Below are 17,562 nucleotides of genomic sequence, written 5' to 3'. Positions count from 1 at the left end.
ATGAGCAAAACTAAAAAAATTCTTATCGCTGTTTCCTTGCTTGTGTTGGTATTTTCACTTGTCAGTCTTGCGAGGACTTTCTTGCGAGATTATGCCGAGAAGCAGAAAATCGAAGAGTTAACAAAGGTTTGGACAGAAGGATCAGAACAAGGTGGAGGGGATGCAATCCCCTCCCTTTTGTTCAATAAAGGCAATGAGCCGGTTATGCTTCCCGAATTTCGAGATCTTTACGAGAGGAACTCAGACATCGTCGGCTGGCTGAAGATTGACGGTACCCGAATTGAGTACCCAGTCATGCAGAGCCCACAGGATTCGGAGTACTATCTCAATCATGATTTCGATAGAAAAGAAAACCAAGGTGGTCTTCCTTTTTTGGACGAGTCTAGTACGACCAACCATTCGAACATTTTGCTGATTCATGGACATCACATGAAAAGTGGTTGGATGTTTAAAGATTTAATGAAGTACAAGGGTGAAAGCTTTTATCAAGAGCATGCGACGTTCCAGTTCAGCACGCTTTACGAAAAGGAAGAGTATGAGATTGTTGCCGTTATTCTGTCAAAAGTTTATCGCAAATCGGACGACGTGTTTAAATACTACCAGATTGAGAATGTAAGTACGCCCGCCGAGTTCGATTCATATGTTCAGAATATCAAACAACGCTCTCTTTATGACACAGGTGTAACAGCACAGTATGGTGACAAGCTTATTGTGCTGTCCACATGCGAGTATTCGACCGAAAACGGTAGGTTAGCGGTGGTGGCTCGAAAGCGTTAATTGACGATGCTGAAAAACAAAATCAATCTGCTTTATTTCGCGTTCTCTCCTTAGAGGACGCGATTTTTCTTGTCCCCGAAATAAGGTGCTCATGGACATGAAGGCCTGTTCCAGTCGTCAAAATGGGAAATGGCGGGTTAAATCGACAAATCTATGTTTCTATGATAGGGTTGAATCATCCCATAGGCATTCTACTCTTCGGAGTAGAGTGCCTTCATGTATATTAAGGGTGCTTACATTAAATGTATTTTAAAATTAATTGGATCGTATATGGAGGTGGTGATGCTATGTTTCTCTCTTTAGCCCCAACAGGGGATGGTTGGATGAGTATGAAAAATGTGAAAATATCATTTAATAAAGAGGAGCGAACATAGCATGACTACTAGTTTTCAGGCGGAGACCCGCATTCCATTAAATACATCCCGGCTTAGGGATTTACGTAAATCCGGGCGTTTGCCAGGTATTGTGTTTGGCAAAAATACGGAGAATGAAATGATTCATATTCCAACAATACAATTTCAAAAATGGTTGAAGCAGGGTACGTCTGGTTTTATAGAACTGCAGTTTGAAGAGAAAGGCTCATTGACTGTATTGTTGGAAGATCTCCAGCGTGATCCAGTTACACGGGATTTACTTCATGTGGATTTTCAGCAGGTGCAGACCAATGAGATCCTGCGTACTAAAATTCCTGTGAAGTTCAACGGCACACCGATTGGCACAAAGCAGGGCGGAGTCGTGCAAGTTCAATTATCTTCTATTGAAGTGGAGGCATTGCCGAGACACTTGCCAACGTCGATTGAATTTGACATTAGTGCTATGGAACTTGGAGAAACGCTACATGTAAGTGATGCAACGTTTGCTCCAGATGTGACGGTGATCTCTGAGGGGAATGAGTCTCTTCTCTCTGTAGTTAAACCTTAACAATTCCAAATTCGCAAAGCTGAATAATTCAAAATTAGCCGTACGGGTGATATTCCGTACGGCTAATTTGTGCTGATTACGAGATGTTGGCGTGCTCCCATCCTCACAAGGCGGGTAGTCTGGAATTCACCTCACGTATGTCTTTTGCTCGCGTACAGGCGCAATGATCCTGATATTTCGCTACCTTTTCAAAGTTCATACGCAAAATTCAGGTGTAAAGTAGGTAGACTCAGGAAAGGTAATCACTATAATGGAAATAAGATACATATATAGTTGAACCCGAACTGCTAAGGTCATTGGCATAACATTTCTAAACAGGGCGGTGAGCGAAAAGAAATGGACAAATTAAAGAATAGCGGATTCTATAAACTGAGATTCTTCATCACTCCTGAAGAGTTTAAAAGCCTTTTGCAGCTTTTGGAGCATCGGCAAGCGCAATTCCATCGTACCAATGCTGCCCGAACAGAGCATGATTATAATCAGGTGTACGAGGAGTATCAGACGTTCTATCAGTATTTTGTGGCAGGAGAAAAGAGAGATGACATCCATCCCTTCTTTGTTTACTCTATTTTTATTGCATCGGATCAAGAAAGTTCAGGATTTTTTGTGAGAAATGAAGGGGTTTCTTTTCCATATCACGGACAATGGGCAGAGGATGAACTGCCGTGTATCTTGATTTCATTTCCGAAAGGTTTCCAAGTTAATTTGGAAGATGGAAAAGGAAAGTACTATATATATGAGGATATCCGGGACCATAAGCCACTGACCTATGCGTTTTTCGATGAAATCAGAGACTCTATCAAAAAAATGACCAAACCCCTTCGCTTCTCAGCCCTTGATGCAGATGCGATGAAGGAGCAAAAGCCCTCTGTGCGTATAAGCCATGATGCAATGCACAAATTGAGCCAATCGTGGATCTTCAGTAAATATAGACTTGTGATTCATGGCAAATAGGAGGGGCTGAAATGACGTTCGCCCTAAATATTATCTGTACCTGGGTACTGCTAGTTACCTCATGTTCCGCAGTATGGTGGAGTTTCAGAACAGAAAAGCTTATAACCGTCTCTTGGCTGGCGTTTCTGCTACCGGCTGTCTTCCAGCTTGTTACGGCTTTCCGGATTGGTCCAGGCCAAGCAAAGTCACTCATCGTGTTCGGCTGCATCAATCTAGTGTTTGCTGCCCTTGTGGGTGCGGGTGTCTGGTATCTAGTCCAAATAGCCAATTCATATCGAAGGGGCAAATGATCAACGAATGGAAAGGGGAACTCTAATCGTGAAGCCAATGCAAGAAATAGAGCCGCTGGCCATAGAGATCGCTGCTGCCGCCAGAACGTCCTTTTGTACTCTTTTTGAAAATGGTGAACGTTACTATTATTGTACGTTATACACTACTGGCGAGGGACATGCGCCAAGTATCTCTGCATGGTCGTGGGAAGCTTTGGCGTTAGAATCGGCTAGGCAAGCAGAGGAAAGTGATACGCCGGTATCCACGATTGCGGATCTCATCAAATGGTCGTATGCGGATTCGCCCTATTGTTGTTTTGGGGATGATCACTTTGACGATGTCAAACAACGATATAACGAACGTCCTTTCATTGCGGAACTGGAGAATGATGATTGGAATCGCGAGTTGGATGTGAGGCTGAACGCCATGGAGCTGGCGATGAAAATGCTCGATGATGAAGGCGTGTTTGACTTAAATCAACCACGAGAGTCCGTATGTGTCCTTGTTGAAGTCATGCCGCCGGATAAGATCGATACCGAAATTGCCTTACGTTTGAATCGGGCAGAATCTCCGGCTATGCAAGCATGGTTGGCGGAGGCGGCAGAATAGAAGCATCTGCAATTTAGGGAGTTTTGACCTTCTATTTGACCTTCTATAATGTACCGTTTCGGCTCAATTGGCTGAATAAGATGATTATGATAATAGGACTATAATTCTCGAACCACCTTTGTACAGTAAAGGGTGGTTCTTTTTTGTGTCTGCGACCCTCGGACAAACACACTTTTTCTGCCTTGTCCACATTTATACCTCACCAAAACTATTTAATTGCATCTAATAGATTATCAATAAAAAGGAGGTTTTGAGAATGGGAAATAGAAGACCTGGAGCACCTAGTGGTTATGACCCTGTTCAGATCTATAACTCGACTTCGTTTAATGCGAGTGGAGTAGTGGAGTATGCATCGATTTTTTGTAGCAACGATAGATATAGTGTTCAGCGTGACGAGACTTGGAGATCTTCCGACCGTGGTGTGTGCCTGGTAACTAGAATCACCGCGACGGTTAGAACACCGAGTGGAAATATTGAGGCTGAACCGTATACCTCTTCTGGTACTTCGTACAGCCAGTTCGCCATTATACAGGTAGGGGTAAATCAGTTCCGAGTGACACGTGTTACAAGTGCGATTAGAAAATGCCGGAAATAACCGAAGAGGGTTAATATCGAGATTAGGCACGAAACATGAAGAGACGACTTGCCGGGCTAGCAGGCAGGTCGTCTTTTTTCGTTTTAATGTTCTTTGTACCATAATATTCTGCGGTGCATCGAGGAATCTTTCAAAAGTCGGAAAGGCCGTAAGGCTGGTTGATAATTGCCTTCGATAATCCAAATTCGCCGTTTCTTGTCGATGGCTATATCGAACCCGACTTGTCTAAGCATAGGGTAATGCTCTCCCAATCGTTTGGCAGCTAATCGTGCAACTTGTTCCGCTCTGACAAGTAAGCGCCGATCTCCAATTCGAGCTAGTCTCAGTGCTTTAAAAACGGGAATGGGGCGGTTATTCACATTGGTGACTTGGTATCCTTGTGCAGCGACTTTAGCATAGGAACCTGTCACGTTCCAAGTGGACGAGGAATCCTTTTTGCGCTGAACCATGATCCGAATGTCGAACGGCCTGTGTTTAATTTGAGCAAGCTGCAGACGCTTTTGGACAATATATTCATCACTTTTGATTGTTTGTTCGAACCATTCGAGTAACTGCTCGTTGTCTCTCATGGTGACTATGTTATTTTCATTTTGAATACGATAAGCATTTGCACCGCTTCGTTTAATGAACAGGATACCCCTTCCGTAACTGCCATTACGAGGTTTCAGTACAACGCTGGGATACTGAAGAAGCATCTTTGTTAACGTATCCTTCTCAAGCAACTGTGTTTCTGGCAAACGTTCAGCGAGAGAGGGCTCATCGCGCAGAATGCCATACTGCAACCATTTGTCTCTTTCGAATAACATTGGAATCACAGCCTTTTTCAATCGTCTACGGTAATTTTAATTCAAATTCGTGATCCGCATAAGTGGCCATTCGTCCAGATTTGTAAGTCGATGCATGTCCAATCGGTCGATGGAGACAGAAGATGAACTTTTGCGAGAAATGACTGCATTCTGGGGCGGTGTTCATTCACGCTTCGAGTGGCTTCTGGATACGCAGGCTCACTTCTATCACCACCTTGGAACGGCATGCCGTGCTGGTACATGTACTGAAACAAGAGCCAAATGTGAAATGGTTTGAGTAGTACTAGACTAACCCTCAACTAGTATTTTTCGCCTATGAACTAGCTTATAAAAGAGTGCAACTTTATTACCAATATATATACAAGTTATTCGTTTACTGTATGCCTTTTCGATGTTATACTCACAATATTCAAAAAAGAATCTGTGAAAATATGTCGAATTGAGGCTTACCAGGATGATTATAGGTAGACAAAACGGCGAAACGATCATCCTCATTCCATCGCTTGAACCGGATGAGAGACTTCCAGCCTATGTACGGCAATTGCGAGAGTATGGATTTACTAATATTGTTATTGTAGACGACGGATCTGGTGAGGCCTACCAGTCGATTTTCGAGGAGCTTCGTGAGAACGGTTGTGCTCTGCTGACACATACGGAAAATCAGGGGAAGGGTGCGGCACTCAAGACCGGATTTGAGTATATTGGGAAGCAATTCGACGCATCTTCCTTCGTCGTAACCGCTGATTCAGATGGACAACACGCAGCTGAGGATGTATACCGCATAGCCCAAGAAGCAAGGATTTATCCGGACTCATTGGTGCTCGGGGTAAGGAATTTCAGCGAGGGGAACATACCTCCAAAGTCCCTGTTAGGCAATCGAATGACCTCCTTTATTTTTGCCATGCTCTATGGTAAAAAACTGTCAGATACCCAGACTGGGCTTCGTGCCTTCGGTCCAGGGTTACTTGCGTTTATGCAGGATGTTCGCGGCACTCGATTTGAATATGAGCTGCAGATGCTCATCTCGTGCATTCAGTCTGGCATACCGATTCATACGATGCCAATCCAAGTCATTTATGAGAATGGCAATGCAGGCACTCATTTTAAAGCGATCCAGGATAGTGCTCGGGTCATGGGGGTGTTGTTCTCCAATTTCCTGCGGTTCATTTCATCATCGGTGGCCAGTTCTGTTGTGGATTTAGGCATCGCCTGGTTTTTGATCGACGCGTTGCGGCCCGTGTTGGGTGAGCAGCACTATTTAAGAATTCTGCTTGCAACCGTGATTGCGAGAGTGATTTCCATTGTGGTCAACTATGTACTGAACAGACACTTTGTATTCCGCAAGGAGGATAGCCAGGGCAGTCTATGGCGCTATCTGACGTTATGCGGAGTAGTGATCTTGCTTTCCAGTACCGGTGTATATATATTCCATACCGTTCTCTTCGTAGATGAGAAATTGGCGAAATTCGTCTGTGATGCCTTGCTGTTCCTGCTCAGTTTCCAATTGCAGCGAAGATGGGTATTTGCAGCAAGGAGGAAGCAGTTGTAGTGCAAAACGAAAAAAGGCAGAATATCTTTTTTGTCATCACGATGATCCTGATGTCGATTTATTTGGTATGGCGTACGTTCTTTACGTTGCCATGGGGTGAGGGCGTTCTGAACGTCATTTTTGGTATGCTGCTGATTGTGGCTGAGACGGTCACCGTACTGACAACCTTTGAATTATTCTTTCAAAAGATGCAAAAAGAACGTACACAGCTCGACTTTCCAATCGTTCCGCCGGAGTATTATCCAGATGTGGATGTATTTATTGCTACGCATAATGAGCCTGTTGATCTGTTATATAAAACCGTTAATGCCTGTACGTTCATGGATTACCCGGACAAGCAGAAGGTTCATATCTATCTCTGTGACGATGGAGCAAGACCAGAGGTAGAGGAGCTTGCCAGACAATTTGGTGTAGCATATTTGGGGTTCCCCGGAAACAAGGATGCCAAGTCTGGCAATCTGAACAATGCACTGAGCAAAAGCTCTTCTCCGCTTATTGCAACGTTTGATGCGGATATGATTCCACAGCACACCTTTTTGATGAAAACGGTACCCTATTTCATGCTCTCCACGTTTATTAAGGAGAATGAGGTATGGCGTCCTCGCCGAGAGGACGAGATGGATTCTAAGTTCAAGCTTGGTCTGGTACAGACCCCGCAAAGCTTCTACAATCCGGATCTATTCCAGTTTAACCTGTATGCAGAGCAAGGTATTCCGAATGAACAGGATTTCTTCTCCAGAGAAGTGAACATCCTGCGTAATGCCTCCAATGCGGTAGCCTATACAGGAAGTAATACGATCATTTCGCGGCAGGGCATGGAAGACATCGGAGGTTTTCCACTCAATACAATCACCGAGGACTTTGAGACAAGCATCCGCTTGCAGCAGGAAGGTTATATTACCTATGCGACTCAAGAGGTTCAAGCTGCCGGGCAGACAACAACAACAGTGAAGAGCATGATTAAACAACGGATTCGTTGGGCACGGGGTATCATTCAGAGCCTGCAGAATACGCGTGCACCCTTATCTGGTAAGCTTCCTTTCTGGACGAGAGTGACCTACTTAAGCAGTTTCTTATACTGGTGGTCCTTCTTTAATCGGTTGATTTTCATTTTGGCACCTATTTTGTTTGCGTTGTTCGACTTCCAGATTGTGAATACAACCTTTTGGCAAATCCTAATATTCTGGCTTCCATCTTATTTCTTCTATAGTGTATCCATGCGATATCTGTCCAGTAATATTCGGAATCAGCGATGGAGTCAGGTTATCGATACCATATTTATGCCTTATCTGATCTGGCCGGTTCTCCTGGAGACGCTGGGAATTCGCGAGAAAAAATTCAAGGTCACCAACAAAAGCAGAGCAAGCGGTCGACAATGGATGTCTGCTCTGTTATATGCACTTCCGCATATCTTCTTGCTGTTGCTTTCCATTGCAGCCGTGATTCGGTATGTGAATGGCAAGTACGGCATTGCGCTGTTCTTCAGCAGTATCATTATTTTCTGGCTGATTCATAACATGATTGCGCTGTGTTATGCCCTGTTCTTCATGATCGGCCGCCGTGCGTATCGGGAGACAGAACGGATTCGGGCGCAGGAAGATGTCACGATTCACGACCAAGCCAACAATCTGCGTTATCAGGCCAAGACGGTGGATGTATCTGAGCAAGGTATTGCCTTCTATGTCCCATATCCCATTTATTTGGCTGAGCAGAAGATCATCTCTTTGGTTGTCAAAACCGACCGGTATGAGGCCAATCTCGATGCAGTCATCGTTTATGTGAAACAGGATGGAGAGGGCTGGCGTTACTCCGCAACGGTTCAGCCGATTGATGAGAATGATAACCGCCAATACATGCAAATCATCTACGACCGTAAACACTCGTTGCCAGAGCAGATGAATCTGTGGGATACGGCTTATGACGATATGTTACGTAATGTGAAAAAACGGATTGTTCAACCCAGATCGGATCAGCGAAAAATGCCGCGGCTTTCCCTTCAGCTTCCAGTTCATTTCACCAATGATGCTAGCTGTACGCTGCGCAGCTTCAATTATCGTTTCTTCTCCGCGACAGGTTTCCATGGTGATATTGCGGCAGGAGCGGTCGTTACTTTTTATACAAAGAGTAATATTGAAGTCATTTTGCAACATACGGGAAAAACGACAGCCCGTGAGCGCGAAGTGCTTCTCTCGGTGGAGAATATCGATGATATTGTGGAGAAGGGCCTGATCGACCAATTGCTGACGGATTTGATTCAGCCACATTCTGATCGTGCCACCAGAGAGGGTTAGGAGAGATAGAGATGCTCATTGTGCTTCATTTTGTGATGGGAGTTTTATTGATAATCTCCTTTCTTGGATATATGAAGTTTGTACGGAAGGCACTATCACTACGTTGGGAGTTTATCCCTGTATTCGTGTTTTCCTCGATTGCCTGCCTTGTTTTTATAAGTGGTTTGGCAGGGCAGCTCTTTACGGGCAGCCTTGTCATCCTGATTGCAGGTTTGCTTTTATATGGGGGAATGTTGTTTCTCAGGCTGCGCCGAGGGGCATCATTACGTATGTCCTTTTCTATATTCCAATTTTCATTCCTGGCAGGGACTTTTGTTTTCTTGCTGGTGCTCTTTCAGAACCAATTAACACATTACGATAATTTCTCCCACTGGGCTATCGTATTGAAGCAGATGTTGAGTACAGATGCCTTTCCGACGCCAGACTCCAACCTGATTGATTTTAAAAACTATCCGCTGGGGACTTCGTCGTTTATTTATTATGTCTGTCGCTTCATGGGGCACTCCCAGTCCGTAATGCTCTTGGCACAGGGATTGCTTATCTTTTCCTGTTTTTATGCCATGTTTGGCATTGTTTCGGAGAAGAAACGCTTTCTTCTGTACGCTTTTCTTGGACTCGGGTTATCTACACTTTCGTTTTTCAATCTTACGATTCGGATCACCAACCTGCTCGTGGATTTCTTGCTTCCGATCTACGCGCTCGCGATCTTGGCAGTGATCTACCAATATCGTAATGAGATCAAAAAGGCATGTATTGTTGTTCTTCCGCTTGCGGGATTACTGACCATTATCAAAAGCACGGGTATTATTTTCGCCGCGATCGGTCTGATATTCCTAGTGTATACATGGCTAAAACATAAACAAAAGTTCAGTTGGAAAACAGCGCTCGCTGTAGTGGGTACGATCTGCGGTGCGCTGATTCCCTACTTCAGCTGGAGCTGGCGAATGGCAACGGTGTTCCAAGGGATTGATAACAAGTTCGATGTGGCTACGTCGGGGATACAGGCGGGCAAAACGCCAGAGCAGATGCGTGAGATTCTGTGGACTTTCCTCAAGGCCAGTACGGATCTGACAACACGGCCAGTGATCGGCATTGTTATTTTCCAGCTTATCGCAATCGCAGCTTCTGTATTTGCCATTGTCGTGCTCAAGAAGAAGTGGAACTTATGGAAAGCAATAATTGCTTTGGATTTTGTACTGTTACTGTATTATGCAGGTATTCTGGCGTTGTATCTCTTCTCCATGCCATTGGATGAAGCCATTGTCCTGGCAGGCTTTGAGCGTTATGCATCGAGTATCGTGGTGCTGTTCGCCGGTGGGCTGGTGTTGTGCGCTGCGATCGACCTGGAGCGATCATTCCACTATCGGATCGGTGAGGTGCCTGATTATCAATCCTTTAAGACGGTCAAGACGAAAGGTCATTATCAAAAAGGCATTATCGGCTGTATGGCTGTTGCGGCGACCATCCTTTTATCGGAATACAATGGTATCGTGTCTATCGCCCAAAGCTATGATACAACGCTCCCTTACAAGGTTCATGCGGTTACTGGTGATCGGTGGTACTCAGGTGGACAAGAGGATAATAACAAATATCTCTTCTACGCCTCAGACAGGGACCAGCAGGTCACGAATTATTACATGCAATATGTAGGAAAGTATTTCTTGTATGCTCCACATGTGGACGGGATCGTGTTGTTCTATGAGGATAATATGGATAACCTTCTGAGCGGCTACGATTATCTGGTGGTCGTCGAGACGGATCTCAACGCCAAGTGGTTGCTGAAAAAGCATTATGGCATCGACATGCAAGAGGGGATCTACAAAATCACCCGTGCCGGGGATCAGATCGTTCTTACTTTGACGTGAGATCATAATTGTTGAGATCCTGTTCTGAGCATCAGGTCAGGATAGATGGAATACATGATTGTATATAGAGCCTCCTTAAATATAGCCCGCTATAGCTAATACCTATAGCGGGCTATAACTCTTTCGTAGAACAGCTATTCCGATCGGATATGTTATATTTAATTCTATAATGATAAACGGGGAGATTAAACTATGAGCATACAAACAGAACCTAAACAACGAACAGTCACTCCATTTCGATATGATATTGTTGGCAGTTTCCTGCGCCCGAGTGCGTTGAAGGATGCCCGATTAAAATACCAGAACGGGGAAATTACCACGGAACAGTTGAATGAAGTGGAGAATGCCGAGATTGTAAAACTTGTACAGAAGCAAAAAGAGGTTGGCCTTCAGGCTGTAACGGACGGCGAATTCCGCCGCTCTTGGTGGCATCTGGACTTTTTCTGGGGACTGGATGGTGTAGAGCGGACGATCATTGAGGAAGGCTACCGATTCAACGGTGCGACATCCAGACCGGAAACAGCTCGTCTGAGCGGCAAAATCAGCTATAGCAGTCATCCATTTGTAGCGCATTATGCCTTCTTGAAAGAAGCGGCTGGGGAAGACGTTGTTGCCCGTCAGTCCATTCCAGCAGCAGCTCAGTTCCTATTCGAATTGGACCGGGCAGATAATAAGGAAAGCACACAGGCCATCTATCCGAACCGCCAAGAGCTTCTCTCGGACATTGTCGGAGCGTACAAAGCATCCATCCTGGCTTTTTATGAAGCCGGCTGCCGTAGCATCCAGATTGATGATTGCACATGGGGTGCATTGTGTGACCAACAGTTCATCACAGTGATGGAGCAGATTGGTGTTAATGTGGAAGAGTACGCCAATGAACTCGCAAAACTGAACGAAGATGTGGTATCTGGCCTGCCGGAAGACCTCGTGGTAACCACTCATGTCTGCCGCGGTAATTATGTTTCGACATTTGCGGGAGTCGGTGGCGGTTATGAGCCGATTGCGCAGACACTTCTGAGCATCGATAACTACTCTGGATTCTATCTGGAGTTTGATACGGAACGGGCTGGAGACTTCAAGCCACTTCGATTCCTGAAGGACAATCAGCAGGTTGTACTTGGCCTCTTCTCTTCCAAATTCGGAGAGTTGGAGAACAAGGAAGATATCCTGAAACGGATTGAGGAAGCTACACAATATGTTGATCTGGATCGAATCTGCCTGAGCCCACAATGCGGCTTCGCTTCCACGGAAGAAGGCAACCATCTGACCGAGGAACAACAATGGCGCAAGCTTTCCTTCATTAAGGAAATTGCTGAAGAGCTTTGGAAGTAACTTTTTCAACGTCATTCATCATTCACGCACATGTTATGCATAAGTAAAAATTCGCTAAAAAGCCGTACGGACCATCATCCGTATGGCTTTTTGGTGTAGTCCTCATTGTAGAGTGGATGTTTGATCAGAGTCCATAACAGCCAAGAGAGTGAAGCAATGGGTAGAGATGAGAATAACCGATCAGGTAAGCGGCATGACTGAGGAAGAGGTGTGGTGGACGAAATAAAATAGCGACAGTTAGGACAAAGGGATCTTTGTCGCAACTGCCGCTATTTGCTATCTTGCATGATATCGCCCTTTAGGCACCACCATCGGTGATCCCGAAACGGGGTCTTCTATGACCGTACATTCCAATCCGAAAATGTCTTTAACCTGTGGGGCGGTTATTACCTCTGCGGGCTTACCCTCAGCCACAAGTTTTCCGGTATGAAGCACAGAGGGTTACATTCCTTGATGAAGTAGTCCATTATCCGTTCTTAACGGAACAGTTATAGGATGAGAGCAGGAGGGGTTCTATTAAATTAGGATGAAAATAATATCCATGTATTACATTTCAGATCATGGTATATTTGTATTATTAAATAAAGTAAGGAGATTCTACATGCATAATCAAATCATCAAAAAGTTGATCGTACTTTGTTTGGTTTTTGTATTATTACCGGCAACGAGCGTTTTGGCTGCGTCGTCGCTTATTAAGGACCCGGTCTTGGCCAAAGTTATTCGAGCAGATTTGAAGATGTCGGCTAAGAAGGAAATAAAGGCTGCCGATTTGAAAAAATTAAAATCTCTATATGCTATGGAATTAAAAATTAAGATTTCTAACCTGCAAGGTCTTGAACATGCCGTTAATATGACAGATTTATTTTTGCCGGGTCAAAATATAAAAAATATTAAGCCACTCAACAAGTTAAAGAAATTGACGTTCTTAGCTGTTGAAGGCAATCAGATTGCAGATATCTCACCACTTTTAGGTCTGACTAGTCTGCAAAATCTGGTTATGGACGATAACAAAATCAAAAGCCTGGCTCCATTAAAAAATATGCATAAGCTGACCAGTCTGCTCGCCAGTGGTAATCAGGTGACTGATCTAAGTCCTCTTCAGAAGTTAAAGCTGGAATGGGTCATTATGAACGATAATAAAATTCAGGATCTGACTCCTTTAAAAAATCATCCGACCTTGGAGTATCTATATGTAGAAAATAACCTCATTGAGGATATTTCAGTGCTCGAAACCATCCCACATCTAACAGAGGTATATTTGGTTAACAATCCGTTGAATGATCGAGCAGAGCAGGTTGTGAAAAAGCTGGAGAAGAAAGGTGTCCTTGTAAGTCTGGTAAGCGATGAAGCGGATCAGGCGAAGTAGTTTCGATTAGAAAAAATGTATATGTATAGTAAGAAGAAGTAATCCCTCGTTAATAGTGAACAAAAACAAAGAAGGCCGCAGATATTCTGACGGCCTTCTTTAATTATGTTGGACAGAAACGCTCGGTAACAACTTAACGCCCGTCCCACAACAATATTATTCCACTACGATCTCCTTCACCGTCTCTCCCTCAACCAGCACCGGCTGATAGTAGGTGTTTGTTGGCAGATCCTTTTTGCCTTGCAGCTTCTTGATCACCCAGTCGGCAGCATCACGGCCCATTTGTTCTTGGGGATGGGTTAGCGTTGTTAGCCTGATGTTGGCGTTCTTGGCGATGTACGAATTGTCCTGCCCAATGATGGATAACTCATCCGGGATCGAGATACCCAGTTGTCTGCAGGCGTGCACGACCTCCAGTCCCACCTCATCGTTGTAACAGACGATTGCGGTTAGCGAATCCCTATTTTCGTCCAGATACGTTGCTACATTAGAGGATAAATCCGGTTTCGATGCGGTATCAAAGGAAAGCACTTGCTCAGGATGGAACCGTAATCTCGCTTCACCCAGCGCCTTGATGTACCCTTTCATCCGGTACTTGCCTTGTAGATCATCCATTTTGGCAATAATGCCGATCTGGGTATGACCTTTGGCGATCAATTCTCGTGTGGCAAGATAGCTGGATTGCACGTCATCCAGGCAGAAGAACGGAACCTCCAGCTCTTCATAGAACGCATTAATCATCGTAAACGGTACATCCTGCTCTTTGAAGGACAGGTAGTATGCAATGTTTGGGTTGTAGAGATTACTTTTGGTCGGTTCGACAATCAGGCCATCCACGCCGTAGGAGAGCATCATTTCAAGGGCTTTTTTCTCCTGTGCCACATCATTATTGGTGCTGGCCAGCAGTAACGAGTAGTTGTCCTCATTCAGACGACTCTCGATGCCACGGATGATGGACGGAAAGATGTAATCCGAGATGTATGTCGTGATCACACCAATCGTTTTCTTAGACGTATTGCCACCTGATCGTGATCGATACTGATTGCTAACGTAAGTCCCTGAACCCTTTTCGCTGCGTAAAAACCCTTCGTTCGATAACTCCAAAATAGCCTTCCGCACCGTCTGGCGACTTACGGTGTAGCTTTCCTGTAATGCCAACTCGGTGGGGATCTGTTCGCCTATGCTATATGTCCCCGAAAGGATATGACTCTTTATATCATCAATGATGACCTGATATTTTGGCTTCACGTAGTCCACTTCTTTCATCGTTACTCATCTATATCAACGTTGTTGTTCAAATAGTTGTACGTACATATTTTAGCATGATTCAGATAGGATGAAAATAAAACCGAACATTTTTCAAAATAAACCGTACATATTCAGCCTTTTCACATAGAGGTGTACCTTACAGCATAGCCATTTTATAGCCGTATAAGACCTTTGAATGGTCAAATAGAGTACATTATGTGTCCTTTGTAAGTATAACTATTATATATTATTGACAAATGTACGTACAAAAAATATACTAAGGCTGTCAGAAAAGGAAAGCGCATTCTTTGAAAACACAACAGGAAGTTTTTATACAAAAATATTATTAGTCACTGCTATAAGTAAGAGATTCACCTTATATATGCATCCTTTGGGATGTGAAATCGCGACCGGAGAGGGGATACACGTGATTATGAGTCAACTGGACTTGAAAGAAGCCATTACCAAGGGCGCTACTTCGCTCGGTATTGAATTTGGATCAACGCGGATTAAGGCGGTGTTGATTGACGAGCGTTTTGAGACCATCGCGTCAGGCAGTTATGAATGGGAGAACCTCCTGAAAGATGGATATTGGACGTACAACCAGGAGGATATCATCACAGGTCTGCAAACGGCTTATCGTGAGATGAAGCAAGATGTAGAACAGAAATACGGAATTACGCTGCGAACGGTCGGTTCCATCGGATTCTCGGCCATGATGCACGGATATATCGCGTTGGATAGTGCGGGTGAACTGTTGGTCCCTTTCCGCACGTGGCGTAACGCTACGACGGGAGCAGCTGCAAGAGAGCTAACGGAACTTCTGCAATTCAATATTCCGGAACGCTGGAGCATTGCCCACTTGTATCAAGCGATTTTGAACGAAGAGGTGCATGTGCCACAGATCGATCACCTGACAACTTTGGCTGGATACATCCACTGGTTGCTGACGGGCAATAAGGCGATTGGGATCGGCGATGCTTCAGGGATTTTCCCAATTGACGAGTCTACACATAACTATCACCCATCTATGATCCAACAGTTCGACGGACAGATCGCAGGCAAAGGTTATCCGTGGAAAGTCGAGGACCTTCTGCCCAAGGTATATCTCGCGGGTGAGAATGCAGGTGAGCTAACGGAAGCGGGAGCCAAGTTGCTCGACCCTTCGCAAGATCTGCAAGCAGGCATTCCGCTCTGCCCGCCAGAAGGCGATGCCGGAACGGGTATGGTGGCAACAAATAGCGTGAGAAAACGTACGGGAAACATCTCCGTCGGCACATCCGTATTTGCGATGATCGTACTGGAGAAGGAATTATCCAAAGTGTATCCCGAGATTGATATGGTCACCACGCCGGATGGCAGTCCAGTAGGGATGGTGCATGCCAACAACTGTTCCAGTGATATCAACGCATGGGTTGGACTGTTCCGTGAATTCTCTCAAGCAATGGGATATGAAGTGGATAACGCCAAGTTGTTTAGCGTGTTGTTTAACAAGGCTTTGGAGGCAGACCCTGATGGTGGTGGCTTGCTCAGCTACGGTTACTACTCAGGTGAGAACATTACGGGACTTGAGAAAGGCCGTCCATTGTTCGTCCGCTCCCCGGAAAGCAACTTCAATCTGGCAAACTTCATGCGGACACATCTGTTCAGTGCCTTCGGTGCACTCAAGCTGGGTATGGACATTTTGACGGAAGAAGAGAATGTGGCGATTGACAGCATTTTGGCTCACGGTGGCCTGTTCAAAACGCCTGTCGTCGGACAACGGATTGTAGCCGCTGCGATGAACGTGCCGGTGTCGGTGATGTCTACCGCTGGTGAAGGCGGCGCATGGGGCATGGCGCTTCTGGCTTCCTACATGATCAACAAGGATCAAGAGGAGAGCCTGGATGTGTTCCTGGAGCAGAAAGTCTTTAACGATGTGGAGGGTGTCGAAGTGGCGCCGGATGCATCGGATGTGAAAGGGTTTGAAGCATTTATCGAACGCTACCGGAAGGGACTTGCGATTGAGCAATCAGCCGTAGATCATCTGGTAGAGGTTGTTCAAAAAGACCGCTTTTGATTACGAAGGATGCCTAGTGGCATCATCAACATCGAATATGGAATTCAGCCGAAATGTCCGTGGCTCACGTAGCTCTATCTACGCTCCGCTACTCCATTTCTAGCTTCATCCCATCTTCTCGGTACTGAAAACCGACTTTTTGAACATGCACTATTTAGAGAACGGGAGGGAATAACATGTTAGAACAACTGAAAGAAGAGGTATTCCAGGCGAATCTGGAACTGCCAAAGCACGGACTTGTGAAATTCACATGGGGTAACGTCAGCGCAATCGATCGGGAAAGCGGTCTGTTCGTGATCAAACCAAGTGGCGTCAGCTACGATACGATGAAAGCAAGCGACATGGTTGTGGTTGATCTGGACGGTAACGTGGTGGAGGGTGAGATGAGACCTTCCTCGGATACCGCAACACATGCCGTACTATATAAGCATTACTCGGAGATTGGCGGCATCGTGCACACACACTCCACATGGGCGACCATCTGGGCGCAAGCCGGATTGGACGTACCTGTAATGGGCACCACGCATGCAGACACGTTCTATGGAGCGGTGCCTTGTGCACGTTTCCTGAATCAGGACGAGGTGGATCGCGGATACGAAGCGGAGACGGGACGCGTCATTATTGAAACGTTTGAACAGCGTGGGATTGATGTTATGGCGATTCCGGCTGTATTGCTTCATGGGCATGCGCCGTTTACGTGGGGGAAAGATGCCAAGTCTGCGGTGGTGAACAGTGTCGTGCTGGAGGAAGTGTGCAAAATGAACCTGTACGCGCGGCAGTTAAATAACTTCGCGAAAGAACTGCCACAAGGCATTTTGGATAAACACTATCTGCGAAAACACGGAAAAGACGCGTATTACGGACAGAAGTAATTAGGTTATATAGCGATCGGTTGATAATAATTCAAGCGAATAGGTTGT

The 17,562-nt window shown here is 45.2% G+C and carries 15 protein-coding genes and 1 pseudogene; 13 read left to right on the top strand and 3 right to left on the bottom strand.

Features of this window, described 5'->3' with window-relative positions; translation table 11 throughout:
- The 5 genes from srtB (at position 1) to MHI55_RS30830 (ending at position 4,126) form a co-directional block, all read left to right on the top strand.
- Complete coding sequence (gene srtB / locus MHI55_RS30850) at positions 1-777, top strand: class B sortase (RefSeq protein WP_340388205.1); 777 nt, start codon at positions 1-3, stop codon at positions 775-777.
- 375 nt (positions 778-1,152) lie between these two features.
- Positions 1,153-1,698, top strand: a complete 546-nt coding sequence (locus MHI55_RS30845; RefSeq protein WP_100526857.1) for a 50S ribosomal protein L25 — start codon at positions 1,153-1,155, stop codon at positions 1,696-1,698.
- Between the two features lie 519 nt (positions 1,699-2,217).
- A complete protein-coding gene (locus MHI55_RS30840) occupies positions 2,218-2,652 on the top strand; it encodes a hypothetical protein (protein ID WP_340388203.1) in 435 nt (144 codons plus the stop codon).
- A 327-nt stretch (positions 2,653-2,979) separates the two neighbouring features.
- Entirely contained in the window at positions 2,980-3,531 is a 552-nt protein-coding gene (locus tag MHI55_RS30835) for a DUF4303 domain-containing protein (RefSeq protein ID WP_340390665.1), read from the top strand.
- Positions 3,532-3,787: 256 nt separating this feature from the next.
- Positions 3,788-4,126, top strand: a complete 339-nt coding sequence (locus MHI55_RS30830) for a hypothetical protein (protein WP_051449797.1) — start codon at positions 3,788-3,790, stop codon at positions 4,124-4,126.
- An 83-nt stretch (positions 4,127-4,209) separates the two neighbouring features.
- On the opposite strand, the gene MHI55_RS30825 is transcribed toward MHI55_RS30830, so the two are convergent.
- Positions 4,210-4,953 carry a YheC/YheD family protein gene (locus tag MHI55_RS30825; RefSeq protein ID WP_340388201.1) on the bottom strand — a complete coding sequence of 248 codons (744 nt, stop codon included), beginning with the start codon at positions 4,951-4,953 and terminating at the stop codon, positions 4,210-4,212.
- Positions 4,954-5,026: 73 nt separating this feature from the next.
- Between MHI55_RS30825 and MHI55_RS30820 the strand changes: the two genes are divergently transcribed.
- From MHI55_RS30820 to MHI55_RS30800, 5 genes are all read left to right on the top strand, one after another.
- Complete coding sequence (locus MHI55_RS30820) at positions 5,027-5,209, top strand: hypothetical protein (RefSeq protein ID WP_340388199.1); 183 nt, start codon at positions 5,027-5,029, stop codon at positions 5,207-5,209.
- 177 nt (positions 5,210-5,386) lie between these two features.
- The gene (locus MHI55_RS30815; RefSeq protein ID WP_076252108.1) at positions 5,387-6,481 is read left to right on the top strand and encodes a bifunctional glycosyltransferase family 2/GtrA family protein; all 1,095 of its coding nucleotides are present in this window, start codon (positions 5,387-5,389) and stop codon (positions 6,479-6,481) included.
- A complete protein-coding gene (locus MHI55_RS30810; protein WP_340388197.1) occupies positions 6,481-8,772 on the top strand; it encodes a glycosyltransferase family 2 protein in 2,292 nt (763 codons plus the stop codon). The genes MHI55_RS30815 and MHI55_RS30810 overlap by 1 nt, the downstream gene beginning before the upstream one ends.
- 71 nt (positions 8,773-8,843) lie before the next feature.
- Positions 8,844-10,637: a hypothetical protein gene (locus tag MHI55_RS30805; RefSeq protein ID WP_340388195.1), complete on the top strand. Its 1,794-nt coding sequence runs from the start codon at positions 8,844-8,846 to the stop codon at positions 10,635-10,637.
- A 192-nt stretch (positions 10,638-10,829) separates the two neighbouring features.
- Positions 10,830-11,969, top strand: coding sequence for a 5-methyltetrahydropteroyltriglutamate--homocysteine S-methyltransferase (locus MHI55_RS30800; protein WP_340388193.1), 1,140 nt, complete (start codon positions 10,830-10,832; stop codon positions 11,967-11,969).
- Positions 11,970-12,245: 276 nt separating this feature from the next.
- Here MHI55_RS30800 and MHI55_RS30795 read toward each other — a convergent pair.
- Positions 12,246-12,392 (bottom strand): annotated as a pseudogene (locus MHI55_RS30795) (ABC transporter ATP-binding protein); the annotation flags it as partial.
- Positions 12,393-12,570: 178 nt separating this feature from the next.
- Here MHI55_RS30795 and MHI55_RS30790 point away from each other — a divergent pair.
- Positions 12,571-13,335, top strand: coding sequence for a leucine-rich repeat domain-containing protein (locus MHI55_RS30790; protein WP_340388191.1), 765 nt, complete (start codon positions 12,571-12,573; stop codon positions 13,333-13,335).
- 156 nt (positions 13,336-13,491) lie between these two features.
- Here MHI55_RS30790 and MHI55_RS30785 read toward each other — a convergent pair whose 3' ends face one another.
- Positions 13,492-14,583, bottom strand: a complete 1,092-nt coding sequence (locus MHI55_RS30785; protein ID WP_340390664.1) for a GntR family transcriptional regulator — start codon at positions 14,581-14,583, stop codon at positions 13,492-13,494.
- Positions 14,584-15,016: 433 nt separating this feature from the next.
- Between MHI55_RS30785 and MHI55_RS30780 the strand changes: the two genes are divergently transcribed.
- Together MHI55_RS30780 and MHI55_RS30775 are read left to right on the top strand one after the other, a co-directional pair.
- On the top strand, positions 15,017-16,642 hold the full coding sequence (locus MHI55_RS30780; RefSeq protein WP_340388189.1) for an FGGY-family carbohydrate kinase: 1,626 nt from the start codon (positions 15,017-15,019) through the stop codon (positions 16,640-16,642).
- 176 nt (positions 16,643-16,818) lie between these two features.
- Positions 16,819-17,514, top strand: coding sequence for an L-ribulose-5-phosphate 4-epimerase (locus MHI55_RS30775; protein WP_340388187.1), 696 nt, complete (start codon positions 16,819-16,821; stop codon positions 17,512-17,514).
- The last annotated feature ends 48 nt before the right edge of the window (positions 17,515-17,562 follow it).

Origin of the sequence: Paenibacillus sp. FSL E2-0151 (assembly GCF_037993015.1) — a bacterium.
Classification (GTDB): Bacteria; Bacillota; Bacilli; order Paenibacillales; family Paenibacillaceae; genus Paenibacillus; species Paenibacillus amylolyticus.
This window is presented reverse-complemented; position numbering and strand designations above follow the sequence as displayed.